Annotated in this window: 20 protein-coding genes; 7 read left to right on the plus strand and 13 right to left on the minus strand. The window is 64.4% G+C overall.

From position 1 onward, the window contains the following. Nucleotides 1-193: 193 nt before the first annotated feature. Nucleotides 194-1,678 (minus strand): phenylacetaldehyde dehydrogenase StyD, encoded by a 1,485-nt coding sequence (gene styD, locus MTX35_RS07505; RefSeq protein WP_243594365.1) that lies wholly within the window; start codon nucleotides 1,676-1,678, stop codon nucleotides 194-196. Between the two features lie 165 nt (nucleotides 1,679-1,843). Next, on the minus strand, nucleotides 1,844-2,821 hold the full coding sequence (locus MTX35_RS07510) for an alpha/beta hydrolase family protein (RefSeq protein WP_243594366.1): 978 nt from the start codon (nucleotides 2,819-2,821) through the stop codon (nucleotides 1,844-1,846). Nucleotides 2,822-3,064: 243 nt separating this feature from the next. On the opposite strand from MTX35_RS07510, the gene MTX35_RS07515 reads away from it, so the two are divergent. Both MTX35_RS07515 and MTX35_RS07520 read left to right on the plus strand, forming a co-directional pair. After that, complete coding sequence (locus MTX35_RS07515) at nucleotides 3,065-3,517, plus strand: MarR family winged helix-turn-helix transcriptional regulator (RefSeq protein ID WP_243594367.1); 453 nt, start codon at nucleotides 3,065-3,067, stop codon at nucleotides 3,515-3,517. Beyond that, entirely contained in the window at nucleotides 3,514-3,894 is a 381-nt protein-coding gene (locus tag MTX35_RS07520; RefSeq protein WP_243594368.1) for a DUF5313 family protein, read from the plus strand. Before MTX35_RS07515 ends, MTX35_RS07520 begins: the two co-directional genes overlap by 4 nt. 89 nt (nucleotides 3,895-3,983) lie before the next feature. Here the strand turns inward: MTX35_RS07520 and MTX35_RS07525 are convergent, their stop codons facing one another. Further along, entirely contained in the window at nucleotides 3,984-6,374 is a 2,391-nt protein-coding gene (locus MTX35_RS07525) for an ATP-binding protein (protein WP_243594369.1), read from the minus strand. Nucleotides 6,375-6,497: 123 nt separating this feature from the next. Here MTX35_RS07525 and glgX point away from each other — a divergent pair, with 123 nt between their 5' ends. Beyond that, a complete protein-coding gene (gene glgX, locus MTX35_RS07530) occupies nucleotides 6,498-8,540 on the plus strand; it encodes a glycogen debranching protein GlgX (RefSeq protein WP_243594370.1) in 2,043 nt (680 codons plus the stop codon). A 123-nt stretch (nucleotides 8,541-8,663) separates the two neighbouring features. Here glgX and MTX35_RS07535 read toward each other — a convergent pair whose 3' ends face one another. The 4 genes from MTX35_RS07535 to MTX35_RS07550 form a co-directional block, all read right to left on the minus strand. Continuing rightward, nucleotides 8,664-10,178 carry an alkaline phosphatase gene (locus MTX35_RS07535; protein WP_243594445.1) on the minus strand — a complete coding sequence of 505 codons (1,515 nt, stop codon included), beginning with the start codon at nucleotides 10,176-10,178 and terminating at the stop codon, nucleotides 8,664-8,666. 138 nt (nucleotides 10,179-10,316) lie between these two features. Next, nucleotides 10,317-12,023, minus strand: a complete 1,707-nt coding sequence (locus tag MTX35_RS07540) for a glycerol-3-phosphate dehydrogenase/oxidase (RefSeq protein ID WP_243594371.1) — start codon at nucleotides 12,021-12,023, stop codon at nucleotides 10,317-10,319. Beyond that, entirely contained in the window at nucleotides 12,020-13,537 is a 1,518-nt protein-coding gene (gene glpK / locus MTX35_RS07545; RefSeq protein WP_243594372.1) for a glycerol kinase GlpK, read from the minus strand. Before glpK ends, MTX35_RS07540 begins: the two co-directional genes overlap by 4 nt. After that, the gene (locus tag MTX35_RS07550; protein ID WP_243594373.1) at nucleotides 13,534-14,388 is read right to left on the minus strand and encodes an MIP/aquaporin family protein; all 855 of its coding nucleotides are present in this window, start codon (nucleotides 14,386-14,388) and stop codon (nucleotides 13,534-13,536) included. Before MTX35_RS07550 ends, glpK begins: the two co-directional genes overlap by 4 nt. Nucleotides 14,389-14,510: 122 nt before the next feature. On the opposite strand from MTX35_RS07550, the gene MTX35_RS07555 reads away from it, so the two are divergent. The 3 genes from MTX35_RS07555 (at nucleotide 14,511) to MTX35_RS07565 (ending at nucleotide 17,384) form a co-directional block, all read left to right on the plus strand. Further along, nucleotides 14,511-15,494, plus strand: a complete 984-nt coding sequence (locus MTX35_RS07555) for a sugar-binding transcriptional regulator (protein ID WP_243594374.1) — start codon at nucleotides 14,511-14,513, stop codon at nucleotides 15,492-15,494. A 131-nt stretch (nucleotides 15,495-15,625) separates the two neighbouring features. Further along, on the plus strand, nucleotides 15,626-16,957 hold the full coding sequence (locus MTX35_RS07560; protein ID WP_243594375.1) for an MCE family protein: 1,332 nt from the start codon (nucleotides 15,626-15,628) through the stop codon (nucleotides 16,955-16,957). 67 nt (nucleotides 16,958-17,024) lie between these two features. Beyond that, a complete protein-coding gene (locus tag MTX35_RS07565) occupies nucleotides 17,025-17,384 on the plus strand; it encodes an STAS domain-containing protein (protein WP_243594376.1) in 360 nt (119 codons plus the stop codon). On the opposite strand, the gene MTX35_RS07570 is transcribed toward MTX35_RS07565, so the two are convergent. Together MTX35_RS07570 and MTX35_RS07575 are read right to left on the minus strand one after the other, a co-directional pair. Further along, complete coding sequence (locus MTX35_RS07570) at nucleotides 17,361-18,506, minus strand: PP2C family protein-serine/threonine phosphatase (protein WP_374230255.1); 1,146 nt, start codon at nucleotides 18,504-18,506, stop codon at nucleotides 17,361-17,363. The two genes, MTX35_RS07565 and MTX35_RS07570, sit on opposite strands and share 24 nt — an antisense overlap. After that, complete coding sequence (locus MTX35_RS07575) at nucleotides 18,506-19,306, minus strand: alpha/beta fold hydrolase (RefSeq protein ID WP_243594378.1); 801 nt, start codon at nucleotides 19,304-19,306, stop codon at nucleotides 18,506-18,508. The genes MTX35_RS07570 and MTX35_RS07575 overlap by 1 nt, the downstream gene beginning before the upstream one ends. A gap of 87 nt (nucleotides 19,307-19,393) precedes the next feature. Between MTX35_RS07575 and MTX35_RS07580 the strand changes: the two genes are divergently transcribed. Further along, nucleotides 19,394-20,446, plus strand: a complete 1,053-nt coding sequence (locus MTX35_RS07580) for an NAD(P)H-binding protein (RefSeq protein WP_243594379.1) — start codon at nucleotides 19,394-19,396, stop codon at nucleotides 20,444-20,446. On the opposite strand, the gene MTX35_RS07585 is transcribed toward MTX35_RS07580, so the two are convergent. From MTX35_RS07585 to MTX35_RS07600, 4 genes are all read right to left on the minus strand, one after another. Further along, nucleotides 20,443-21,927, minus strand: a complete 1,485-nt coding sequence (locus MTX35_RS07585) for an amidase (RefSeq protein ID WP_243594380.1) — start codon at nucleotides 21,925-21,927, stop codon at nucleotides 20,443-20,445. The genes MTX35_RS07580 and MTX35_RS07585 overlap by 4 nt on opposite strands. A gap of 88 nt (nucleotides 21,928-22,015) precedes the next feature. Then, the gene (locus tag MTX35_RS07590; protein WP_243594381.1) at nucleotides 22,016-23,326 is read right to left on the minus strand and encodes an MFS transporter; all 1,311 of its coding nucleotides are present in this window, start codon (nucleotides 23,324-23,326) and stop codon (nucleotides 22,016-22,018) included. A 203-nt stretch (nucleotides 23,327-23,529) separates the two neighbouring features. Continuing rightward, nucleotides 23,530-24,732 (minus strand): MFS transporter, encoded by a 1,203-nt coding sequence (locus MTX35_RS07595; RefSeq protein WP_243594382.1) that lies wholly within the window; start codon nucleotides 24,730-24,732, stop codon nucleotides 23,530-23,532. Between the two features lie 71 nt (nucleotides 24,733-24,803). After that, entirely contained in the window at nucleotides 24,804-25,979 is a 1,176-nt protein-coding gene (locus tag MTX35_RS07600) for a 4-hydroxybenzoate 3-monooxygenase (RefSeq protein WP_243594383.1), read from the minus strand. Nucleotides 25,980-26,024 lie beyond the last annotated feature (45 nt).

The raw sequence follows: 26,024 nt of genomic DNA on the forward strand, positions 1-26,024 counted from the left end.
AGGGTTCGGGCATCGTCATCATCGCCTTCCGATTCGCTCGAACGTTGCTCTACGTCCGTTGAACTAAATCTTGCGACCTGTTCGTTACGGATCGCGTGTCCTTCGGTAAACACCGCGTTACCCCAGGTGAGTGGAACTTCGACCCCTGCTACTAAGTTCCGCTCACCTGCGTCAGCTCCTCACCTGCGAAGCTCTACAGAACTATCGTGACGACCTTCTCCTCGGTGTTGGCCTCGATGCCCGCCCAACCGAGTTCGCGACCCGTGCCGCTGGACTTCATACCGCCCCAGGGCAGTGCGGGATCGATTGCGGCCCAACCGTTCACCCACACCGCTCCGGAGCGCACCCGAGCCGCGAGAGTGTGGGCGCGCGAGACGTCACGGGTCCAGATGCTCGCGGCAAGTCCGTATACCGTGCCGTTGGCGATGGCGATGGCCTCGCCGGCCGTGTCGAACGGAATCACCGTTCCGACCGGCCCGAAGATCTCCTCCTGGGCGATCTTCATGTCGTTGTTCGCGTCGGCGAAGATCGTCGGCTCGACGAAGTACCCGGCACCGTCGGGACGGCCGCCACCGGCTGCCACACGCGCTCCGCCGTCGCGTCCGGACTGGATGTACCCCAGGACGCTGTCGCGCTGCTTCGCGTTGACCAGTGCACCCATCGTCGTCGATGGATCGAAGGGATCGCCCAGAACCTGAGCCGACGCCGCAGCGGCCAAGCCGTCGACCACCTGCGAGTACAGCGTGCGGTGCACCAGCACTCGCGTGCCGGCGGCGCACACCTGGCCCTGATTGAAGAACAGTCCCATCGCGGTCCCGTTGATCGCCGCTTCGAGATCCGCGTCCTCGAGAATGATCTGCGGGGACTTGCCGCCGAGCTCGAGAGTTGTTCGCTTGAACGTGTCGGCAGCTTTCTTCGCGATGAGCTTGCCGACCCGCGGGCTTCCGGTGAAGCTGATCTTGTCGACGTCCGGATGTCCGACCAAGGCGTCGCCCGTCATCTCGCCCAGACCTGGAACGACGTTGACGACTCCGGCAGGTACGCCCGCCTCGTCGATCAGACGAGCCAGATGCAGGATGGACAGCGGGGCGTCCTCCGGTGGCTTGACAACGACGGTGTTTCCGGTGGCCAGCGCAGGCGCGAGTTTCCATGCCGCGATCATCAGCGGGGTGTTCCAGGGGACGATCATGCCGATCACACCAACGGGCTCACGGACGGTATAGGAGTGCGTCGGCTGCCCGAAGTAGCCTGCCGTCGGGATGGAGCTTCCGGTGATTTTGTCGGCCCAGCCGGCGAAGTGTCGGAAAGTGGCTGCGGCATTGGGAATGTCGAGCATGGCCGGCTGGCCGACCGGCTTACCGACGTCGAGGGCTTCGAGGCGAGCGAGGAGATCGCCGTCGCGCTCGATCAGATCGGCAATTCGGTTGAGCAGCTGACCGCGGACCACTCCGGGCGTCGCACCCCATTCGCCGCCGAGCTGGGCGCGAGCCGCTCGCACCGCAGCATCGACGTCCGATGCCGTGGCAGCAGCTACCTCGGCCAGTGGCTGTTCGGTGGTGGGGTTGATGTCGGTGAAGGTGCCTCCGTCGGATGCACCGCGCCACTGGCCCGCGATGTAGAGCTCGGTGGCGGTGCCGGTCGGCAACGACGGTGCGGCCGATTCTTGAACTGCGGTCATATTTCCAAGCTCCTTCTCGGGTGCCGATCGCGGCACCTGTCGCGTGTCCGGTCCAGACTGCGCCCGGACAGGCAAGAAGGTCTTGTGTGATCGCGCACACATTGTGCGACAGATGCGCACCGTCCTCCAGCCGATGCGGCGGCTGGATTCGTCGAACAGCCCGGCTCAGATCCCGAGCGACCCCGCCAACGTCGGCCAACTCTTGGGCAACTGGTCCACCCAGTACGGCCACGAGTGGGTTCCGGTCTCGGTGAAGTCGAAGGTGGCGGGAATGTTCAGCTGATTCAGACGATCGGCCAGTCGATGGGTGCAGTAGTTCGCCCCCACCTCGATGATTCCGCCGATCACCACCACGTCCAAAGCTTCTACGGTATCGAAACTTTCGTACCGCCCCGGCGCTCCTGTGCCCACCGACACGTACACGTCGGTGCCGCGCAGGCTCTCGGCATTGACGACCGAATCGTGCTCCACCCAGGCAGGATCGAGCGGGCCGCCCCACATGTTGTCGGCATTTCCGCCGAATGCTCCGACGATCGCGCGAATACTCGCCTGGCCCAACGGCTCCGACGACGCGAAGCAACCGCTGTACGACGCCACCCCGGAGTAGAGGTCCGGGTTACGAGCGGCCAGCATCATGGCCGACTGCGCTCCCATCGACAGTCCCGCGATCGCGTTGCGTCCGTTCCCGTCCACGGCTGCGTCGATCAGCGGCGGGAGCTCCTCGGTCAGGAACGTCTCCCACTGGTATCGGCCGAGCTTCGGATCGTCCCGTTGCCAGTCGGTGTAGAAGCTGCCCGGGCCGGCCAGCGGTAGTACGACGTTCACGTTCTTGTCGGCGAAGAATTCGGCCGCTCCACCCTTGCGTAGCCACATGCTGTTGTTCGGGTCTTCCTCACCGATTCCGCTGAGCATGTACAGCGTCGGCCGTGAGCCGGTCTGCACTGCCGGGGTGAGTACCTGGACGTCGACGACGGCACCCATGGCCGGCGATTCGACACTCAGAGTCCGCAGGGTGTCCGACGCGATCGACGTGTCGACGATCCGGGCGACAGGGGCATCGGGAGCGGCGGTCGCCACGGCCGTCGAGGACAAGGTCAAGGCTGCGACGACGACGAACGGGGTGAAGATGCGTCGACGACGCATGGCGATCCTCTCGGGGTTTGTCACAGTAAACGGGGAATCGACATGGAGCATTGCACAGCAACCAACCGGATGGAACGCCGAATACGCGAAGAAGAAATCCGGACCGACCGGCACTATGACAACCCCGCGTCGTACGGGCATTCCCCTTGCTTTCGAACGCTTTTCGGGCATCGAATCGGCGACGACCGATCGATTAGTCCTCTAATAGTTAGTGCACGAAGAAGTTCACGTAGCCTGGTCCCCGTGACCACCACCGAAGATCCGCTCGCGCTCGATCGCCAGGTCTGCTTCGCGCTCGCCGTCGCCAACCGTGCGGTGCTCGCGGTGTATCGGCCATTGCTCGAGCCGATGGGACTGACGCATCCGCAGTATTTGGTGATGTTGGCTCTGTGGGGAGAGTCGCCGATGTCGGTCAAAGCCATCGGATCGGCACTGCAACTCGACTCCCCCACCCTCTCGCCACTTCTCAAGCGTCTGGAATCGATGGGGCTGCTCACCCGCAATCGAAGCGTCGCGGACGAGCGCGTCCTGCTTGTCTCCCTCACCCCGGCCGGAGCCGCGCTGCGGACCGAGGCCGAAAAAATCCCACCCGCCGTCGTGTCGAAGCTCGGAGCGTCACTCGCCGAACTCGACGATCTACGACGCGTCCTCACCCGCGTCAACGACGCCGCCATCGCAGCAGGAGCACTGTCATGAACAAGAACCGCACCCGTCCGTCCCCCGGCCAATGGCTGGGGTACGCCGTCCTCGGCCGCAAACTCCCCGACGAGATGCAGGATTGGGTTCGACGCGACCTCGTCGGGCCGGGAGCGACGCCGCGTCACATCCTGCGGTCGATGATTCCGTTCCTGCCGATCTTCATCGGATTCTTCGTTCTCTTCCCCGGCGCCATCTGGCTACGCGCCTCGATGGTGTTGCTCAGCCTGCTGCTCGCGCTGTTCTACACGGCGGCCTACATGGACCAGAACCGCGCCCGGCGCCTCGAGATCCACGGGCTGCCGGCCGATCTGAAGAGCCCGAAGAAGATGGCCGAGATGGAACGCGAGCGAGAGGCCTACCGCCGCAATCACTGAGTGCCGCCACCCCCGAGGGCACTCGATGTCACGTTCGGTGGACTTTTCGGGGGTCGATGTCACATTTGGTGGACTCGGCCGGGGGTAGGTCAGGACGGCGGTCGACCGTTGTTGCTCAGTCCGGCGGTGAAGTCGTCGATGATCATCGAGGCCAGGTCCCGGGTTTTGCGGTTGGAGTTCTGCGACAGTTCGGTCAGTTGGGTGAAGGCCGCGTCCGAGTCGATGCGATACACCGACATCAGGATTCCCACTGCCCGGCCGATCGTTCCGCGGGTGTCGAGGGCTGCCCGCAGGGTCGAGGCCTGGTTACCGCTTTCGACGAGGATCTGCTCGCGCATACGGGAGAGTTCGAGGTGTACCCGCACGCGGGCCACGAGTTCTCGATCCTGGAACGGCTTGACGATGTAGTCGTCGGCACCGCGGCCCAGGCCGTCGAGCACGAAGTCGGTTCCGGCTCGCGCGGTCAACAGGATCACCGGCACACGCTGCAGATCGGTGTCACGGCGGATGTCGTCGACCAGGTCAAGGCCACTGCGCCCGGGGAGCATGACGTCGGTCAACACAATTCCCGGTGGCGTCGATCGAGCCAGGTCGAGTGCGATCTCGATATCGCCTGCGGTGGCGACCGTCCATCCTTCGCCGGTCAGTAGTCGCACGAGGTAGTCGCGCATGTCGACGTTGTCTTCGACGAGCAGGATGTCCGCTCGACCAGTAGTCGCCGTCGTCGATTCGTGGGCGGAAAAGATCGCGGACACCGAATCGGTGGGTGTTGCCGATCGTTCGACCCTCGTAGCGGCCTCGACGGGCACCCGCGGCACGACCACGGTGAACGTGCTCCCGACGGCCTCCTCGCTCTCCACGTCGATGCGCCCGTTCAAGGCCGTGATCAGGTCCGATACCAGCGCGAGGCCGATGCCGAATCCTTCGATACTGCGTGCGTCCGCGTGCTCGACTCGGTGGAACCGATCGAATATGAGCGACAGCTCGTCGGCGGGAATCCCCAGCCCGGTATCGGCGACCACGAGGCGGACGGTGTCGTTCTCGGCGTTCAGCCGCACCGATACCCGACCGGACGGGGTGTACTTGACGGCATTCGCGACCAGATTGAACACGATCTTCGACCACATCTCACCGTCGGTGAGCACGACGACGTTCTCGGGCGTATCGACGACGAGCTCGAGACCACTGTCCGACGCCACCGCCGCGAACAGCGTCGCGCAGTCGCGCGTCACCGCGGTGAGGTCGGTGGGTTCGAGTCGAGCCTCGAGTCGGCCCGCATCGGCAGTGACGACATCCAACAGATCGTCGACGAGTCGGCGCAGTCGCACCGCTGCGCGATGGACGACGTCGAGGGACTGCCGATCGGGTTCGCTCAACTGCGAGGACGCACTCTCGCGCACCGAGTCCAGTGGTCCGGCGAGCAGGGTCAGCGGCGTTCGGAACTCGTGGCCCACGGTCTCGAGCAACCGCGACTTCGCCGTATCTGCCTCGGCCAGCGCCACGACGCGTCGCCGCTCCATCTCGAAGGCCTGCGAGGCGGTCAGCGCAGTCGATACGCGTTCGGCCACCACTCCGCAGAACGACACGATCGAGTCGTCGACGACGCGATGTCCGTTGACACCGATCAGCAGGGCCCCGACCGGCTCGATCCGGCCCGCCATCTTCAGCGGCGTCACGACCGCTCGCGGCACGTTACCGACGACCTCCGTGACCTCGCAGGGGACCGCTCCGTCGACCACCCGAACCACGTCTGCGTACTCCCACGTCGACGCCTCGCAGCCGGTGTCGCCGCTCGTGGCGATGTGTGTCAGCCGACCGTTCTCGGCCAGGTCCTCGCGCAGATAGGCCGCTACCAGCGGGAACTCACGGGGTTCGCTTCCGAGAACTTCCACGGCGGCGCGGGCGATGCCCGGTGGGCCGGTCCCGTCGCCCATGTCGAGCGACCCGAGCCGGAGCAACGCGTGCATCCGGCGTTCGCCCAGTACCTGCATCGTCACCTCGGTGGTGGCGACGAACACCCCGAGGACTGTCCGATTCGGACCGAAAATCGGACTGTACGAGAATGTCCAGTACGTCTCCTCGAGGTAGCCGTATCGCTCCAGGACGAACATCTGCCGAACACCGTGCACCGGCTCGCGACCATCCACCACCTGCGCGCACAGTCCGCCGACGTAGTCCCACATCTCGGACCAACAGTCACTGGCACGCTGACCTGCAGCCTCGGGGAACTTCGCCCCGAGAAAGTTCGTGTAGGCGTGATTGAAGATCTGCACCAGATGCGGACCCCACCAGATCAGCATCGGGATTGTCGACGGCATGACTGTGCGCACGGCCGTCACCAGCTCGTACGGCCACTGGTCCACCGGCCCCAATTCGGTCGCCGTCCAGTCCAGCTCCCGGAACGTGGCGTCGGTAGCGTCGTCACCCGGAAACAGCTCGACAGGGCGGGCCGAACCGTCGTCGGGTCGTGCGGAGTTCATTGCCTCGTCCTTCGTAACCAGCGTTCCGCGGGAGTTCGGCGGTCGCAATCTCGGCATCGATAGTAGCCGAGCGCCAGGTATGCAGGCGTTTCGCTCATCCTCAGCGGGGGTACTGGGGCGAGCATGCCCTCCTCATCAAGTCTCCCGTACCCCCTGGGCGTCTCGCGTCTGTCGAACGACGGCGCAAACCTTGCCGTCTACTCGGAAACTGCGGACTCCGTGTCCGTGGTCGTACTGAACGACGACGGAACAGAGCGCAGTACAACGCCATTGACTCTGCGCACCGGTCACGTCTTCCACGATCTGGTTCCCGACGTGACGCCCGGTTCGCGGTACGGGCTACGCGTCGACGGCCCGTGGGATCCCGCGTCGGGACTGCGGCACAACGCGGCGAAGTTGCTGCTCGACCCGTACGCCACCGCCGTCACCGGCCAGGTCGACTGGAACGAGGCAGTCTTCTCGCATCTGCACGACGAGCCGGAGACCCGCAACGACGAGGACTCGGCCCCATACATGCCGTATTCCATTGCCGTGCAATCGAATTTTGATTGGGAGGACGACGAGTCGCCGCGGACACCGCTGGATCGAACCGTCGTCTACGAAGTGCATGTGAAGGGCTTCACCGCTACCAATCCCGATGTGCCCGAAGAGATTCGCGGTACCTATGCCGGCTTGGCCCACCCGGCCGCCATCTCCCATCTGAAGCGTATCGGGGTCACGGCAGTGGAGTTGCTGCCGATCCACCAGTTCGTCCAGGATTCGCACCTGCTCGAAGAGGGGCGACGGAACTACTGGGGCTACAACTCGGTCGGCTTCTTCGCGCCGCACAACGAATACAGCAGCAGCGGCGACACCGGCGGCCAGGTGGACGAGTTCAAGGCATTGGTCAAAGCTATGCACGACAACGGCATCGAGGTCATTCTCGACGTCGTCTACAACCACACCGCCGAGGGCAACCATCTCGGACCGACTCTCTCGCTCAAGGGAATCGACAACGGCTCGCACTACCGACTGGTCGACGACGACCGAAGTGCGTACTACGACACCACCGGCACCGGCAACAGCCTGAACGTCGGTCACCCCGCGGCCCTGGCACTGATCCTGGACTCGTTGCGCTACTGGGTGACCGAGATGCACGTCGACGGTTTCCGCTTCGACCTCGCGAGCACCCTGACTCGTCAGGACTCGGACCTGGACGTGCACAGCGCGTTCCTCAGCCTCGTCCATCAGGATCCGACGCTCGCCCCGGTCAAGCTCATCGCCGAACCCTGGGACACCCAGGGCTACCAGGTGGGCGGCTTCCCGGCCCGCTGGTCGGAGTGGAACGGTAAGTTCCGCGACGACGTCCGTGACTTCTGGCGCGGTGAGAGCGGCACGCTACCCGCACTTGCGCAGCGCGTCACCGGCAGCCCGGACGTCTACGAGAGCACCCGGCGACCCACGTTGGCCAGCGTCAACTTCATCACCGCACACGACGGCTTCACGTTGGCCGACCTCAACTCCTACGACGACAAGCACAACGAGGAGAACGGCGAGGACAGTCAGGACGGCGAATCCGACAACCGCTCGTGGGGTTGCGGAGCCGAAGGCCCGACCGACGACGAGGGCATCAATGCGCTGCGCGCCCGCCAGCAACGCAATCACCTTGCCACACTGCTGCTCTCGGCCGGCGTTCCGATGATCCTGGGCGGTGACGAACTGGGCCGAACGCAGAACGGCAACAACAACGCGTACTGCCAGGACAACGAGGTGTCCTGGTTCGATTGGAGCACGGCCGACCAGGATCTCATCGACTTCACCACCCACCTCATCGCGCTCCGTGACGAGCACCCGGCTCTGCGCCCCACGTGGTTCCGGCACGACAGCGATTCCGACGAGGACGGGGCCGGTCCCGATACGGTCGACTTCTACCGAGCCGATGGTCAGAAGCTGGCCGACGAGGATTGGGCGGACGGTAACGCACAGAGCATTCTGATTCTGATGCGTGGAGGCGACGGTGATGCAGCCTTCGCGTGGATGGTCAACAGCTCCTCTGCAACAGTGGAATTCACTCTGCCGGAGGGGAAGTGGAGTCAGTCGACCTCGAGTGACCCGGACCAGGCCTACGAGTCCGGTGGCCCGTCGATCCTGATCCGCGAGCATTCGTTCACGTTGCTGCAGGGCTGACCTGTCCATCGTTCGACAACACTGATTCCATCCCTCGGACTCGGACCGTCCGGCCCACGCGATAGAACCGTCGGGCCGGACGCGAGCGCACGGGTGGGCGTACGAGATTCCCACTCGGGCCGATCAAGCGGCAGGCAGTACCTTCGTGAACAGCACGGCCCCGGTCCCGTCGCACAGATTGACGGTGAGTTCGCGCGAGTCCCCGTCGATGAGCACCTCACCGAAATGCTGAAACGAGTCGAGGGGTGACGCGTTCTGCTCCGGCGGCGCGTGCACGAACACTGCCTCCGGGCCGAAAGTGCCGTCCAAGTCGTTGGGGCCGAACGCGCCGGCGTTGAGTGGCCCGCTGACGAATTCCCAGAACTCGCGGAATTCCTGGTAGGCGGCTCGTTCCGGCGAATAGTGATGCGCTGCTGTGTAATGCACGTCGGCTGTGAGCCAGACGGTGCCGGTGACGTCGTTCCGGTCGATCGCGGTGAGCACCTGCGCGATGTCGGTCTCACGCCCCAGTGGCGCACCGGGGTCGCCGTTTCCGACGCCTTCCTGCGCGTCCTTCCCATCAGGCACGACGAGCCCGAGGGGCAGGTCGTTCGCGATGATCTTCCACGTCGCGGTGGAGCGGGAGAGCTCGTCGATCAGCCACTGACGCTGCGCCGAGCCGAGGATCTCCCCTGACGCAGCGGTGTTCGCACCGTTCGCGTCCTTGTACGTGCGCATGTCGAGGACGAAGACGTCGAGCAGCGGCCCGTACGCGATCTTGCGGTACACCCGGCCGTCGACGGCTTCCGTTGGCGCGATGGGCAACCACTCGTGAAACGCCTGCAACGCTCTCCGCGACAGCACGTCCACCTCTTTCACCGTGTATTGCTCGAGGTCGAGTATCTCACCGGGGTACCAGTTGTTGACGGTTTCGTGATCGTCCCACTGGACCATTTGAGCGACAGACGAATTGAAGCGGCGGTAGTTGTCGTCGGTGAGATTGTAGGCGTATTGGCCGCGGTACTCGTCGAGCGTCTCGGCGACCTTGGACTTGGCCTCGCTCATGGTGTTTCGCCAGATACGGCCGTCGGGAAGTGTCACGCGCTCCTCGAGCGGGCCGTCCGCATAGATGACATCGCCGCTGTGCAGGAACAGATCCGGCTGCCTGTCGGCCATCGCCGAGAAGATGGTCATACCACCGATATCGGGGTTGATGCCGTAGCCCTGGCCTGCGGTGTCGCCACCCCACAACAAGCGGATGTCGGATGGGCGGTCGGGAGCTGTGGAGAACACTCCGGTCACGGGTTCCGACGTCGCACCGTCCTCGCCCTCGAGCGTGACACGATAGTGAACCTTCTGTCCCGCAGGCAATCCGGTGAGGCGCAGCACTCCCGTGCCGTCGGACTGCGGGGTCAGCAGTGGCCCGCGCATCGTCGTCACCGAGGAGAACGAGTCCGTCGCGGACGTGTCGACGATCATCGTCGCCGGAGTATCGGAACGTGCCCACACCAGCGCTCCGTCGGCACGCACATCACCGCTGGCGACTCCGTGTGTCAGTATCGGCCGGGCGCGAACCAACGCCGGGCTGCACGCCAGCACCGGCGTGGCAGCGGCACCGAGAGCGGCATATCTGAGCAGGGATCGACGGGTGAGCTGCATGCCGTCACCGTCCAGCATCGACATGAACGGCTCGTAGCGCTCAGGCAGACAGACGAGTGTGCGGCCACAGGGTCGGACAGACAACTTCCGAGCCCGACCCTGCGGCGCTACCTCGTCGAACCGTTACGACCGAAGAGCTCAGCTCACCCCGAGGCGCACGTCCGGCGCTCCGAGTCGTGCTGCATCGGCCGTGTCGTCGTCGGGCTGCTGCTGTGAATCCCGTTCTGCCAGAACACGAAGCCGGTAGTGCTCGATCTCCTCGGCCACATGCTGATCATCCCAGCCGAGGATCGGCGCAACCAGTCGAGCCACCTCTTCGGCCGCCGCTTCACCACGATCGGGTACCTCGATGGAGATGCGGGTGCGTCGGGTCAGGATGTCGTCGAGGTGTTGTGCGCCCTCGTGACTGGCGGCATAGACCACCTCTGCCTTGAGGTACTCCGGCGCGCTCTCCAAAGGCTTACCGAGATCAGGATCGGCGTCGATCATCTCCAACAGTTCACCCATCAAAGTGCCGTACCGACCGAGCAGGTGCTCGACGCGTGAGACGCGCATACCGGTGCGTTCGGCCGTCAGATTGCGCGAGTTGAACGCACCGAGGTACCCGTCGGCACCGACGAGCGGAATGTCCTCGGTGACGCACTTCGGTACCGTCCGTTCGAGTCCGTGCACAGCGGAATCGACTGCATCCTTGGCCATCACGCGATAGGTGGTGTACTTGCCACCGGCGATCACCGTCAACCCTCGTACCGGGCTGGACACTGCATGCTCACGGGAGAGAGTGCTGGTGGAATCGGATTCGCCGAACAGCAACGGTCGCAGTCCCGCGTACACACCGACGACATCGGTGCGGTCCAACGGATCGGCGAGCAACTTGTTCACGTGGCCCAGGATGTAGTCGATATCGCTCTGGCTCGCGGCCGGATGAGCCAGGTCGAGCTTCCAGTCGGTATCGGTGGTGCCGATGATCCAGTGACTGCCCCACGGGATGACGAACAGCAGACTCTTCTCGGTACGCGTGATGATGCCGGTTGCACTGTTGATGCGATTGCGCGGTACCACCAGGTGCACGCCCTTGGACGCGCGAACCTGGAATTGTCCACGGCCACCGACCATCTGCTGCACCTCGTCGGTCCAGACACCGGCCGCATTGATGACCTGCTTGGCCCGGACCTCGAAGGAGCGGCCCGTTTCGAGATCGCTGGCCACGACGCCGACAACCTTGTCGTCCTCCCTGAGGAATCCCGTGACGCGAGTGCTGTTGGCGCACAACGCGCCGTAGGCAGCTGCGGTACGAGCGAGCATCATCGTGTGCCGTGCGTCGTCGACCTGACCCTCGTAGAACTTCACCGCACCGCGGATCGCCGAGCGCTTGCCGGACGGGAAGGACTCGAGCGTCTTCTTCTTGCCGAGGTGCTTGTGGTGGCTCGGCACGCCGCGTCCGGCACCCATGACGTCGTACACGCCGATGCCGAGCCCGACGTACGGACGGTCGATCGCCTTCTCGAGCGGGTAGATGAACGACACCGGGCGAGCGAGGTGCGGGCACAGCTTGTTCAGCACCAGCGATCGCTCCTTGAGCGCCTCGAACACCAACGCGAAGTTGAACTGCTCGAGGTACCGAAGACCGCCGTGGAACAGCTTGCTCGAGCGGCTGGATGTGCCGGCCGCGTAATCACGCGCTTCGAGCAGACCGACCTTCAGTCCGCGCGTCACGGCATCGAGTGCGGTGCCCGCTCCGACGACGCCGCCGCCGATCACCAGGATGTCGAGCTCTTCGGCCTCCATCCGCGACAACGCATCCGCTCGTGCCTGTGGACTCAGAACCGGTGTGCTGGAACTCATTCTTCATCAACCCAATCGAGAGTACGTGTTACTGCCTTCTTCCAGCCGGCGTACAACTTTGCCCGCTGGTCTTCGTCCATGGACGGGGTCCATGTCTTGTCCTCGGCCCAATTCTCGCGAATATCGTCTTCGCTCTCCCAATAGCCTACGGCGAGTCCGGCAGCGTATGCCGCTCCGAGAGCAGTGGTTTCGGCCACGACGGGCCGCACCACCTTCACATTGAGGATGTCGGACTGGAACTGCATCAGCAGTTCGTTGACGACCATTCCGCCGTCGACCTTGAGCACCTCGAGATCGACACCGGAGTCGGCGTTCATGGCCTCGATCACCTCACGCGTCTGGTACGCGGTGGCCTCGAGCACGGCACGGGCCAGGTGGCCCTTGTTGACGAAGCGCGTCAGTCCCACGATTGCACCGCGGGCGTCCGCTCGCCAGTGCGGAGCGAAGAGGCCGGAGAATGCAGGCACGAAGTACGCGCCACCGTTGTCGTCCACCGACCGTGCGTCGGTCTCGATGTCGGCGGCCGAGGAGATCATGCCCAGGTTGTCGCGCAGCCACTGCACCAACGAGCCCGTCACGGCGATGGAACCTTCGAGTGCGTACACCGTCGGTTGGTCGCCGATCTTGTAGCAGACCGTGGTCAGCAAGCCGTTCTTGCTCATGACCTTTTCGGTGCCGGTGTTGAGCAGCACGAAATTGCCTGTGCCGTAGGTGTTCTTGGCCTCACCGGGAGACAGGCAGGCCTGCCCGAAGGTTGCTGCCTGCTGATCGCCGAGGATGCCGGAGATCGGCACTCCGCGGAACGGACCGCGCTCGCGGCCGGTGCCGTACACCTCGGAACTCGAGCGGATCTCGGGCATCATCGACATCGGGATGCCCATGTCTGCACAGATACCCTCGTCCCACTGCAGGGTGTCGAGATCCATCAGCAGGGTGCGCGACGCATTGGTCGGATCGGTGTAGTGCAGTCCGCCGTCGGTACCGCCGGTCATGTTCCACAGCACCCACGTGTCCATGTTGCCGAAACACAGTTCTCCCGCTTCGGCTTTCGCCCGTGCGCCGTCGACGTTGTCGAGGATCCACTTGATCTTGGGGCCGGAGAAGTAGGTGGCAAGAGGCAGGCCGGTCTTGGCGGTGTACTTGTTGGCGTCGCCCCCACCGAGGGCAGTGGCGATGCGATCGGTTCGGGTGTCCTGCCAGACGATGGCGTTGTAGATCGGCTTGCCCGTCGCGCGCTCCCACACCAGCGCCGTCTCACGTTGGTTGGTGATACCGACAGCGGCGATGTCCTCGCGCGTCAGATCCGCAGCAGCCATGGCACCGGCCGCGACGGCACGCACGTTGTCCCAGATCTCCGACGCGTCGTGCTCGACCCATCCGGCCTGCGGGAAGATCTGCTGGTGTTCCTTCTGATCGACCGCGACGACGGCACCCGCGTGATCGAAGATCATGCAGCGTGAAGACGTGGTTCCCTGATCGATCGCGGCGACGTACTTTCCTGCGAACTCGGTCATGGCTTCTCTCCTGTGGTCTGGGTGTCTGCTGGGAGTCGTGAGGGCGGCTCGGGCGTCGAACCTTCTTCTTTGCGGAGGTTCCTACCGATGAGCAAGTCGTACAGGATCACTCCTATCGGTCCGCCTACGAGAGGTCCGACGATCGGGACCCAGAAGTACAGGCCGCCGTATTGATCTCGCCAGGCTCCACCGTATCCGGTGATGTACGACGCCAGGCGAGGTCCGAAATCTCGGGCCGGATTGATCGCGTATCCGGCGTTGGTGGCCCATGCGAAGCCGATGGCGACGACGATGAGGCCGACGATCAGCGGAGCCATGTTGGCCATCGGTGCGGTACCGAGCGAATCGGTCACGGCCACAATGAGGAACAGCAGGATCGCCGTGCCGATGATCTGATCGATCAGCGCCGAGGACACGCTGACGGGCAACGTTCCGTTTCCGGGAAGCGTCGAGAAGATCGTCTGAGTGGCCGTGGTGTGCCCGGGGTCCACTGCGTTGATCATGTCGTTGTAGTTCCAGCGGACCAGCAGTGCGGCCACGAAGGCACCTGCGGTCTGCGCGAGAACGTAGGGCGCAACCATCTTCCAGCTGAAGCCGCGGAAGAGTGCGAACGCGATGGTGACCGCGGGATTGAGGTGCGCGCCGGTGATACGGCCCGCGACGTAGATGCCGAACATCACGCCCAGCCCCCAGGCCCAGGCGATCGAATCGTGGTCTCCGAGACTCCCCGATTCACCGCCCGAGACCACCTGCGCGACGACGCCGACGCCGAACAGAATGAGAATCATGGTTCCGGCGAACTCGGCAGCCATGTGCGCCGGCAGTCCCCATTCCGGTTCCTTACGAGCCATTGTGTAGCCTCCGCAAAGTTGGTGATGCACGCCACAGTGCGTGCTGTTTGCCACGGTAGACGGCCTGCACTGCGTTGCACAGCTGGTGCACATATGTGCAAATCGGTCGTACACTGGTGCCGGTGACGGAACCGCCCATCGACCCCGAATCGGATCCCAGGACCGGCCATGCCACCCAGGCGGCGCGTCTGTACTACTTCCAGGACTTGACGATGGCGGCGATCGGCCGTGAGCTGGGCGTATCTCGTTCGACCGTCTCACGACTCATCACCTTCGCCCGGGCATCCGGCCTCGTGGAGATCAAGATCTCCACACCACTCGGCCAGGCACCGCGGATCGAGCGTGCGTTCGCCGATCTGTACGACATTCGTGCACACGTCGTCCCCGTCTCGGAAACCGTCGACGAATTGCAGCGCCTCGATCGGGTAGCCACGTTCGCCGGCCGATTGCTGACGTCGTTCTTCGAGTCCGACATGGTGATGGGAGTCGCCTGGGGAACCACCGTCAGCGCCGTCAGTCGCAAGCTCGCACCCAAACGAACCCACAACTCGACCGTCGTGCAACTCAACGGCGCAGCCAACACCCGCACCACGGGAGTTTCTTACGCCACCGACATCATCAGAACATTTGCCGACGCGTACGGCGCTGTGGCGCAGGGGTTTCCGGTACCCGCATTCTTCGACTACCCCGAAACCCGCCGACACCTGTGGCGTGAACACAGCATCAAACGAGTCCTCGAACTTCAGGATCGGATGAACCTCGCCGTGTTCAGCATCGGCGTCATGAGCAGTGCCGTTCCGAGTCACGTCTACAGCGCCGGCTACCTCGAGCGCGAGGATCGAGCCGAGCTCCAGCGCGACGGCGTCGTCGGCGACATCGCCACCGTGTTCCTGCGATCCGACGGTAGCCACGACCGAATTGCGTTGAACGACAGATCGAGTGGACCGAGCCTGGATCGACTCAAGGTGGTTCCGCGGCGGGTGTGCATCGTCGCCGGAGCGTCCAAGCTCGATGCCCTCACCGCCGCCCTGCGCGGCGGATTGATCACCGACCTCGTCATCGACGACATTAGCGCGGCGCAGTTGATTCTGCGCTCGCGCGGCTGACGGCCTATGGCTCACATCACATTCGAGACGAAGTGCTAAGTCCATCTCACAAGCCGACTTTCGGTAGTAAGTGTTACGTCGTGTAGCACTAAGGTTCGCGACATGGCTGTTGTTGTCGTTGCGACGTATCCATGACCGGCTCCCCCTCGCCGGTCCAGAACCGACTCCTCGGACTCGCTCTCGTCGTACTCATCGTCGTATTCGTCGGGTGGAGCGTCACCTCGTACAACAAGACGTTCAAGGACGTCGTGACGGTCTCCCTCGAGACCGACAGCGTCGGCAACGCTCTTCCCCGCAATGCGGACGTCAAAGTTCGCGGCATGATCGTCGGCGAAGTCCGATCGGCATCGACGGCCGGTCGCGTCGTCACCTCGGAGTTGGCAATCGAACCGGACATGGCGGAGATGATCCCGTCGAACGCCACCGCGCGGCTGCTGCCCAAGACGCTGTTCGGCGAACGATACGTCGCGTTGGTTCTGCCGGACGGCAAGCCTGCGTCGCCGATCACCGAGGGGACCGTGCTGAAGCAGGATCGCAGCGGCAACGCCATCGAGGTAGGACAGCTGCTCGACGGCCTGTTGCCTCTGCTCCAGGCCGTGCCGCCGCAGGACCTGTCCAACACGCTCGGTGCGCTGGCGCAAGGACTGAGCGGTCGCGGCGAGGAGCTCGGCCTGACGATCGACCGCCTGGAGAACATCTTCGCCGGGCTCAACACAGAGCTGCCGGCAATTCAGGAGGACCTGCGTGGTCTGGCCGACTTCTCGCAGACCTACGCCGATGCCGCCCCCGAGTTGATCAACGCACTGGACAATCTGCGGACCACGGGCAATACCGTCGTCGAGAAGCGCCCGGCCCTCGAGACGCTCTACGCGTCATTGACATCCGCCTCCAACACCACCGCCGACTTCCTCGATGCCAACTCCGCGGACATCATCGGACTGGCCGCGAATTCACGCGAGGCCCTCGAGGTGTTCGCCGAATTCTCGCCTGCCCTCGGTTGCACCGTCTCACAGTTCGCCGAGGGTGCCAGACGCGGCAAGATCCTGCTCGGCGACGGTGACGAGTATCCCGGCATCAACGTCTCGATGCCGTTCGTCAACCCGAAGGGCCGGTATCTGCCCAACCAGGACGAGCCGCGATTGTTCGAGCAGGACCGCGGGCCCACCTGTTACACCTCCCTCGACCGCTCGACGGGCGAATACTTCCCGCAGTACCCGGGCAGCTCCCCCAACGACGGTTCGTACCAGGTGCCGTCGAGAAACCCCGGTGAACAGGACATTCCGTCACTTCCGGTTCCGCAGCTCTCCCCCGTGCCCGCCTCCTACGCCGGCTCGATCACCGAGCAGCAGACCCTGGCCGTCCTCTACGGCGGGGCCACGGGGATCGAGCCCGACGCAGTGCCGTCCTGGACCACGACGGTCGGCGCTCCCGCACTCAGAGGAACGCAGGTCACGTTCGAGTAGGACCTACTGATTGAATGGTCCGCATGCCCCGTCGACGAGCGCGGCGGGTAACGATTCAGGAGCACACATGCCAGCCGATACGAACACCGCCGGATTTTCCATCCAGTCCAGCAACGACGGCCGCGCGGCCGTCGTCGCGGTCGCCGGTGAACTCGACGTCACCACGGCCCCCGCATTGTCGACCGCGATCGACGCACAGATCGCCACCACGCCTACTGCACTGATCGTCGACCTGAGCAAGGTCTCGTTCTTGGCCTCGGCTGCCATGACCGTGCTGGCAACGACGCAGAAGGACCACGGGGACACCGTCGCCTTTTCGGTGGTCGCCGATGGGCCGACCACCAGCCGCCCGATCAAACTGATGGGCCTCGATCAGGAATTCGCGCTGCACGCAGATCTGGCGTCAGCCCTCGCCGCTCTCGACTGACGACACTCCCAGCGCCATCACCGCTGCGTCGTCGGCCAATCCGTCGCCGAAGCTGTTCAGCAGGACCCGTAGATCCTCGACGATGCCCGCCGGTGCCGCCGGGGCATGGGCGGTCGCGAACTCCAGCAGCGCACCCTCGTCGTCGTATCGACCTGTGCTCACCCGTGCCTCGGTGAGGCCGTCGGTGTAGAGCAGCAGGGTGTCGCCTGCCCTCAATGTCACGGTGGCAGGCACGAACCGCGCATGACGCAGGATTCCGACGAGTTGCCCACCCGTCATATGGACGTAGTGCGCGCTCCCGTCGGCGCGCATCACCAGCGGAGGCGGATGACCGCCGCTGGCCATGCACACCTCGAATCCCTCGGCCGAACGACTGAGCACGCCGAACACCGCTGTGCAGAACTGCGCGTCGTTCTCGCGGAACTCCTGCCGCAGGACCGAATCCAGATTGTGCAGAACAGCGACCGGATCGTGGTCGTACACCGCGGCCGCGCGCAGGGTGTACCGCGTCAACGACGTCACCGCTGCGGCCGACGCACCCTTGCCGCAGACGTCGCCGAGGAAGAATCCCCAGCGGTCGTCCGACAGCGGGAACAGATCGTAGAAATCTCCACCCACCTCGTCGCTCGATGCCGCGTGATAGTGCGCGGCTGCGGTCATTCCCGACGGCGGCAGCAGCGCAGGCGGCAGCAACGACCGCTGCAGTGTCTTCGCCAGCAGCTCCGCTCGCGTTCGGGACTCGAGCAACTCGCGTTCGTAGGTGCGCCGGTCCCTGGCGTCGAGCGCGGTGATGCGAATCAGTACCGGCGTGCCGGACCCGTCGGTCTTGACGTTCGCGGTCATGAACACCGGCAACCGACGACGATCCGACGTCACGAAATCGAGCGCGATGCCGTCGAGCTGTCCTGACATACGCAGAATCGGACCGAAATGGGTCTCGTAGTGGATCCGGCCACCGGCGGTGAGAAGGTGGGTGAAGTCGGTCCCGATCAAGGCGTCGACGTCGAAGCCGAGCCAATTCGCCAGCGTCGAGTTCAGTCTCACGATCCGCATGTCCGGAAGAACCGACAGATAGCCGCAGGGTGCGTTCTCGTACAGGTCCTCGATGTCGAGGTCGTTGATCACGACGATCTCACGAAGGCCGCAATCGCCTCGGCGGTCTGCTCGGGTTCGGTGACGTGCGGGCAGTGCCCGCTGGCGTCGAGGGTCTTCAGGGTGCTGCCGGCGATGTGTTCGTGAACGTATCTGCCGACCTGAGGCGGTGCCAGCGAATCCCGCGCACAGTCGACGATCATCGTGGGCAGGGCAACCGCGGCCAGATCAGCGCGATTGTCGGACAGGAAGGTGGTGCGGGCGAACACCCGTGCGCACTCGGGATCGGTTCGGCAGAAGCTCGCTGTCCACATGTTCTCGAGATCGGGGCGATCCGGCGCATTCACCACGATCGGTGCCATCGATGCGGACCAGCCCAGGTAATTGCTGTCCAACGACTCGAGCAGCTCGTCGATGTCCTCACGGCTGAACCCACCGCGGTAGTCACCGTCGTCGATGTACCGAGGGGACGGTGTCAGGAGAAAGAGCTTGTCGAACCGCTCGGGGGCCGCCTGGACCGCGAGAACACCCATCATCGACGCCACCGAGTGACCCACGAACGTCACATCGTGAAGATCGAGTTCCCGGACAATATCGACGATGTCGTCGACGTAGGCCTCCAGCGGCGCGTACTTGTCGGCATCCCACGCAGAGGGGTCCGACGCGCCGGACCCGACGTGATCGAAGAGCACGACCCGGAAAACCGGAGCCAGGATATCGGTCACCGAACGCCACAGCGTCTGGTCACACCCGAACCCGTGAGCCAGCATCACCACGGGCCCGTCGACTGCCCCGACGACCCTCACGTTGTTCCTGATACGCGCACTCACCCGGACAGTGTGTCATCTGCCTCCGACGCCGGGGAGTGAGACTGCTCCGACGGGGTATGGCCTCATGTCTACAGAAACGAGAATTACATGCGAGTGCTGGTCACCGGCGCAACCGGATACATAGGGTCTCGGCTGATCCCGGTCCTCCTCGAACAGGGTCACGACGTGCACGCCGCCATGCGCGATCCGAGCAAGAAGTCACGCTTCGCCTGGGGCGCTCACGTCAACGCGGTGCACTTCGACCTCGACGATCACGAGACCTTCGACACTGCGACCGAGAATGTGGACGCCGTCGTCTACCTGGTGCATTCGATGGACGAAGGCGACTTCGTCGAGAAGGATCGCCACGCCGCGCAGTCGATGGCCGCCGCCGCGGAGCGCAACGGCCTGCGCCGGATCGTCTACCTCTCCGGCCTCATCCCCGACGACGGAACCCCGCTGTCCGATCATCTGCGCTCTCGCCTGCAGGTCGAGGAGACGTTCCTCGACAGCTCCGTCGACGCCACCGTGCTGCGGGCGGCGATCATCCTCGGCTCGGGATCGACCTCGTTCGAGCTGGTGCGACGGATGACCGAGCGTCTGCCGCTCACGCCCATCCCGACGTGGATGCGCAGGCAGGTGCAGCCCATTGCCGTCGTCGATGTGGTCGCCATCATCGCTCGTGCTCTCGGCGACACCGCGCGTCCGGGTTCGTTCGACATCGGCGGCACCGAGACGATGAGCTATCCGGAACTGTTGCAGGCGTACGGCAGCGTTGCTGGCCTGCGCCGCGCCCAGATTCCGGTTCCGCTGTTGCCGACCGGATTGGTGGGCCGCGCCGTCGCAACCATCACCGGCATGCCTCCGGGCACGGTGATCTCGTTGGTGGACAGCCTCACTCACGACATGGTGGTACGTCGAGGCAACGCCGCAACGGAGGTGTTCACCGAGCCCGATACGACGCTGATGAGCGTCCGAGAGGCCCTGCAGCGTTCCATCACCGTGGTGGCCGAGGAGGGCACCGACGCCCACGCCGATCCCCAGGCTGCCGCCGACACCGATCCCGAATGGGCCGGCGGAGTCGTCGACATCGTCGACGGCCATGTGCGGCAACGGCCGTCGGGAATTCTGGGCAAGGTTCAACTGGGAGCGACCCGCTAGTCGAGAGTGTCGTAGCGATCCACCCAGGGCGCTGCACGTTCGATCTGGCCGGCCAGTTGGACGAGCAGCGCCTCGCCGCCGAGCGGCGCGGTGAAGTGCGCGCCCATCGGTAGGCCGTCGGGGGTCCAGTGGACGGGCAGAGAGAGCGCGGGACGGCCGGTGACGTTGGCCAACTGGGTGTACGGAATCCACGAGATGTTGTCGTCGATCATCTGATCGACGATGCCGGTGTGCCGAAGCAAGCCAGCAGTTCTACTGCGCAACAACAAGTCCGACGCCATTTGCAGCGGCTTCGCGAGGTCGAACGCACCGATCTTCGGCGGTAGCTCGGCCAGGGTGGGCGTCAGCAGCAGATCGTACGTCTCGAAGTACGTCGCCAGCGCCCGAACGTGTAGGTGGCGACCTTCCACCGCTTCGAGGTAGTCGATGCCACTGGCAGCTCTGCCCAGAGCCGCCATGATTCGGGTATCACGCTCGAACGCGTCGTCGCCGCAACCGGTTCTGCGCTTGACCTCGTCCATCTCCCACGCCAGATAGGTGAACCAGGCCAACAGGAATTCTCGATTGAGGCTCTTGTCGTCGTACGGCGGGGCGTCGAGAAGCTCGACGGTGTGGCCGAGGTCGGTCAGCGTCTTCGCCGCCGATTCCATCGCTGCGACGGCCTGCGGGTGGGGCGACGGATTGACCGATGTGACGGCATACATGCCGATGCGCAACGGCTTCGGATCCTTGTCCACTCGAGACAGGAACGTTCCGTCGGGACGCGCGGGCAAGTAGCCGGACGACGCCTCGCCGCCCGCCAGCACGTCGAGCATCGCTGCGGTATCGCGCACCGATCGCGACACGACGCCCTGCACCGCTGCCCCGTGCATCGGCTCACCGAAGGTCGGTCCCGACGGCACCAGTCCGCGTCCCGGCTTGAGCCCGACCAGTCCGCAGCACGCCGCCGGAATCCGAATGGATCCACCGCCGTCGTTGGCTCCGGCCACGGGAACGATGCCGGACGCGACCGCTGCGGCCGACCCACCCGACGAGCCACCCGGGGTTCGGCTGGGGTCCCAGGGATTTCGGGCCGGACCGAACACCGTCGGCTCGGTGATTCCCTTCGCCCCGAATTCCGGGGTGTTGGTCTTGCCGAAAATCACCAGGCCGGCATCGAGCCAGCGCTGCACCACCGTGGAGTGCTCCGGCATCGCCAGATCCGTCAACGAACGCGATCCACTCGATGTGGGCAGGCCTGCATAGTCCTGCGAGAGATCCTTGATCAGAAACGGCACACCGGCGAAGGGTCCCTGCAGCGGCCGCGTCAGCTGCTCGTCTGCCTGCTTCGACATCACCCGCACCACCGAATTGAGCCGCGGATCGATCGACTTGACCTGTCCCAGTGCACAATCGAGCAAGTCGCGCGGTGTCACCTCACGATTGGCAACCAACTCGGCCAGGCCGAGACCGTCGTACTTCCGATACTCGTCGATGCGCATGACAGCAGCTTAATGCGACTCCCGTCACAGCCGACGCATTCCGGCACTCACCGATGGTCGTTCGGTCGACTTCGTGTCGCACGGGATGTCAGGGAAGAAGTCGTGCGTGGGCCGTTTCGGGAATTCGCCACAACACGATCGCCCCGACGACGTTGAGGACTACGAGGTAGACCGGAAAGAGCTCGGTTGCCCCGGCACTGTGCAGCCACGTTCCGATCAGAGGGACCGTGCCACCGAAGATCGCTGTTGCGAACGACATTGCCGTGCCGGTCGCAAGCACCCGGACGTGACTGGGAAACATCTCACCGACCATGGCACCGCTGATCGACATGACAATCGCGGTCAGCGCGAGACCTGCGCACTGAACGAGCAGGGTATCGAGTGCATTCGAGGAGACCAGGAGGAACAGGGGAACGGTCAGCACACTGTTGCCGAGTGCGAAGGTCAGGAGCATCGGACGTCGTCCGATGCGGTCGGACAGCCGCCCCAGCGGGACCTGGAGAAGCCCGTAGAAGACGAAAGCGATGGTCGATATCAGCACGGCGCTTTCCTTGTCCAGACCAGCGGTCACCACCGCCCAGGTGGGAACGAAGGTGCCCCAGGCGTAGAACATCGCGCCCGTCAGGGCCGCGATGGCGAATGCTCTCCAGAACGCACCGCGGTGGTCGGTGAACAACTCGGCGAAACTCCCGCGATTCATCCGCGCCACTCGCTCCGCCTCGCCGGAATCGGTCGCTGCCACCAGCGTTTCCTGAGCCCGTCGGCGTATCCACCAGGCCACTACCGCACCGGCTGCACCGATCAGAAACGGTACGCGCCAGGCCCAGTCACTCATGTTCTCCGTACCGACGAGGTGAACCAGGCCGGTGATGATGCCCAAGCACAGAACCTTGCCCGCGCTGGAGGTGACATTGGTGAAACTGGTGAATGTCCCGCGGCGATCGTCGGGGGCGGATTCCATCAAGAATGCGCTCGCCGTGGCCAATTCGCCACCGGTCGAGAATCCCTGAACGAGGCGGGCGATCACCAGAACGATCGGTGCCAGCACACCGACCTGATAGAAGGTCGGCGAGAGTCCGATGATCAGGCTCCCGATTCCCATCATCGCAACGGACAGACTCAGCGCAGCTTTGCGGCCGCGCCGGTCCGCGACCTTCCCCAGCACGATCCCGCCGACCGGCCGCGCCAGAAAGCCGACGGCGAAGACGGCGAAGGTGCTGAGCAAGGGGACGAGCGAGGACTCACCACCGGGGAAGAACTGGTGGGCGAAGTAGATCGCCAGGAACGAGTAAGCACTCCAATCGAAGTACTCGATCAGATGACCGACTCCGCCGGTGATCAGCTGACGGCGCCGATCGATCGTGGGATGCACTCCGTCCGACGCGGTGGATGTGGTCATGACGAAGCCTCCGTGGATCTGTGTCTGCGGGAATCGAGTTCTGCAGCGTTCGCGTTCGCGCGTCGATCGTCAACCCGCATTCCTGGTCGGCATGGACGGTAGGAGTGTAGAACGGCTACCCGACGCCTGTTTGTTCGACGCAATCAGACCGCTCGCTGCCTGAACCGGGATTCGCTCGACGCGCCCACCCGTCCTCGCAACGATCAATGCCTCGAATTCGACCCGGGTAGGGGTCGCAGTGCTCCGATCAGGATCAACGAGCCCGCAAGGAGTGCGGCGACGACGAGCAACGCCCGAAGTACGTCGCCGTGCCCGCCGAGGAAGCCGATGAGGGGCGGGCCTCCCAGGAAAGCGAAGTATCCGATGGAGGCGACCACACTCACGCGGGCGGCTGCGGCTGCGGGTTCGTCGGCGGCAGCACTCATGGCAACCGGGAATCCGAGAGAGACGCCCGCTCCCCACAGAAAGGCACCCACGAAGGCCAGCGGCACAACAGGACTCAGGACGAACAGCAGCACCCCCACGACGGATACTCCGGCCAGGCCGCGAAGAACGACGACACGACCGTATCGATCGAGCAGCCCGTTGCCGAACCACCGCACAGCGGTCATGGCCACCAGAAACGTGGTGAACGCGAGGGTTCCAGCCACGGCCGACGCGTCGTAACCGTCGATCAATGCGATGTTGAGCCAATCGTTTCCGCTGCCCTCGGCAAACGCGAAGGACAAGGCGACGACGCCGATCAGCAGGGTGCGCGGCTCCTTCCACCGAGCAAGGGCGTGCGGCCGCGTGGTGTCGGGGGTCGGCGTTTCGGGTTCGGCATCGGATTCGTTCAGGAAATGGCGAACTCCCAACGGAATGGCTGCGACGATGACGACTGCGACCGTCAGCAGGTGCACCGTCACCGAGATGTTCAGCGCCACCATCGCAGTGCCGATCAGGGCTCCGGCCACAGTGCCGGCGCTGAAACCCGCGTGGAACCGCGGCATGATCGAGCGTCCGAGACGACGTTCGGCCACCGCACCGTGCACGTTCATGGCGACATCCCATGCACCGTTGGCGAATCCGAGCACGAACAGTCCGATGAGCAACGGCACTACACCCACCAGATAGCCGCTGGCGATGATCGTCAGACCGACCGCAAGAACGAGGGACATCACGGTGACCGTGAGCCGAGACCCGAAGCGGTTGATGATGATTCCGGACATCGGCAGCGCGAGCAGGGATCCGACTGCGATGGCGAGCAACACGATCCCGAGCTGAGATGAGGTGAGTTCCAGGCGATCGCGCACCTGCGGGATCCGAGAAGCCCAACTGGCGAAGGCGAAGCCGGCCCCGATGAACGCGATATAGGTCGCCCGCACCGCCACGGCCGTGCGCGCCGAGGCGGCGTCGATATCAGACACTGTGAATTACCCTGTTCTCTCGCTGTTCCGCAAGGGTAACGAACGACAGGGTCGATCCCGCGACGGCCGACTCAGAATCCGATGGGCAGTCCCGCGTAGTTCTCCGCCAGTCCCGTGGCACCTGCTTCGCTGGACGCCACCCATTTCAGTTGCGAGAGTTGCAACTGCGTGTCGAACGGATCGTCTCCGGTGTGCAGCATCGTGGTCATCCACCAGGAGAAGTGGGTGCAGCGCCAGACGCGTCGGAGGGCGTCGTCACTGTAGGTATCGGCGGCGCGAGAGTCGTTCTTGCCCAGCAACGACGTCAGAGCCGGTGCCAGCAGGGCCACGTCGGCCACTGCAAGGTTGAGGCCCTTCGCTCCGGTCGGCGGCACGATGTGCGCGGCGTCCCCGGCCAGAAAGAGATTGCCGTGTCGCATCGGTGTCTGCACGTAGCTGCGCATCGGCAGGACGCTCTTCTCGGTGATCGGCCCCGGCGTCAGCTCCCAACCGTCCTGACCGTGACCGAGTCTGCGTGCCAACGCATCCCAAATCCGGTCGTCGGACCAGGTGTCGATGTCGGTGCCGTTCGGAACCTGCAGATACAGCCGGCTGACCGTCGACGATCGCATCGAGTGCATCGCGAATCCATCCTGATGCCAGGCGTAGATGAGCTCGTCGGTCGAGGGTGCCACATCCGCGAGCACCCCCAGCCACGAATACGGATACGTTCGCTCCCATGTACTTCGGACCGAATCCGGCATCGCGGCGCGGCTCGGACCGAAGGAACCGTCGCACCCGGCAACCACGTTCGCATCGATCCGCATCGAGGTGCCCGAGGCATCGGTGAACGTGACGTACGGGGCGTCGGACTCGACGTCGTGCAACGCGGTGTCGGAGACGTCGTAGTAGATCTGTTGGCCCGCTTTCTCACGGGCCGCCACGAGATCCTTGGTCACCTCGGTCTGCCCGTACACCCACACGCTTCGATCCACCAGGTCACGAAAGTCGATGTGGTGCCGCTCTTCCGGCCACTGCAGGTAGATTCCGCGATGCTCGTGGCCTTCGCGATGCAATCGCTCGCCGAGGCCATGGTCGTCGAGCAACTGGACCGTCGAGTGTTCGAGGATGCCCGCGCGGATTCGAGAGAGCACGTACTCCTGGGTGCGCGACTCGATCAGGACGGAGTCGATTCCCTGTTCCGCGAGCAGATGGGAGAGCAGCAGACCCGCGGGCCCTGCACCGATGATGGCGACCTGTGTACGCATGCGTCGAGTACACAGCGCGTCGAGGCCGCGAACAAGGCCGAACTT

The organism is Rhodococcus sp. ARC_M12 (assembly GCF_022810385.1).
GTDB classification, from domain to species: domain Bacteria; phylum Actinomycetota; class Actinomycetes; order Mycobacteriales; family Mycobacteriaceae; genus Rhodococcoides; species Rhodococcoides navarretei.

What these genes read in the sequence shown, in the direction of transcription:
- styD (WP_243594365.1), bottom strand. Translation starts at nt 1,678, where the DNA reads ATGACCGCAGTTCAAGAATCGGCCGCACCGTCGTTGCCGACCGGCACC.
- MTX35_RS07510 (WP_243594366.1), bottom strand. Translation starts at nt 2,821, where the DNA reads ATGCGTCGTCGACGCATCTTCACCCCGTTCGTCGTCGTCGCAGCCTTG.
- MTX35_RS07520 (WP_243594368.1), top strand. Translation starts at nt 3,514, where the DNA reads ATGAACAAGAACCGCACCCGTCCGTCCCCCGGCCAATGGCTGGGGTAC.
- MTX35_RS07525 (WP_243594369.1), bottom strand. Translation starts at nt 6,374, where the DNA reads ATGAACTCCGCACGACCCGACGACGGTTCGGCCCGCCCTGTCGAGCTG.
- glgX (WP_243594370.1), top strand. Translation starts at nt 6,498, where the DNA reads ATGCCCTCCTCATCAAGTCTCCCGTACCCCCTGGGCGTCTCGCGTCTG.
- MTX35_RS07535 (WP_243594445.1), bottom strand. Translation starts at nt 10,178, where the DNA reads ATGCAGCTCACCCGTCGATCCCTGCTCAGATATGCCGCTCTCGGTGCC.
- MTX35_RS07540 (WP_243594371.1), bottom strand. Translation starts at nt 12,023, where the DNA reads ATGAGTTCCAGCACACCGGTTCTGAGTCCACAGGCACGAGCGGATGCG.
- glpK (WP_243594372.1), bottom strand. Translation starts at nt 13,537, where the DNA reads ATGACCGAGTTCGCAGGAAAGTACGTCGCCGCGATCGATCAGGGAACC.
- MTX35_RS07550 (WP_243594373.1), bottom strand. Translation starts at nt 14,388, where the DNA reads ATGGCTCGTAAGGAACCGGAATGGGGACTGCCGGCGCACATGGCTGCC.
- MTX35_RS07560 (WP_243594375.1), top strand. Translation starts at nt 15,626, where the DNA reads ATGACCGGCTCCCCCTCGCCGGTCCAGAACCGACTCCTCGGACTCGCT.
- MTX35_RS07565 (WP_243594376.1), top strand. Translation starts at nt 17,025, where the DNA reads ATGCCAGCCGATACGAACACCGCCGGATTTTCCATCCAGTCCAGCAAC.
- MTX35_RS07580 (WP_243594379.1), top strand. Translation starts at nt 19,394, where the DNA reads ATGCGAGTGCTGGTCACCGGCGCAACCGGATACATAGGGTCTCGGCTG.
- MTX35_RS07585 (WP_243594380.1), bottom strand. Translation starts at nt 21,927, where the DNA reads ATGCGCATCGACGAGTATCGGAAGTACGACGGTCTCGGCCTGGCCGAG.
- MTX35_RS07590 (WP_243594381.1), bottom strand. Translation starts at nt 23,326, where the DNA reads ATGACCACATCCACCGCGTCGGACGGAGTGCATCCCACGATCGATCGG.
- MTX35_RS07600 (WP_243594383.1), bottom strand. Translation starts at nt 25,979, where the DNA reads ATGCGTACACAGGTCGCCATCATCGGTGCAGGGCCCGCGGGTCTGCTG.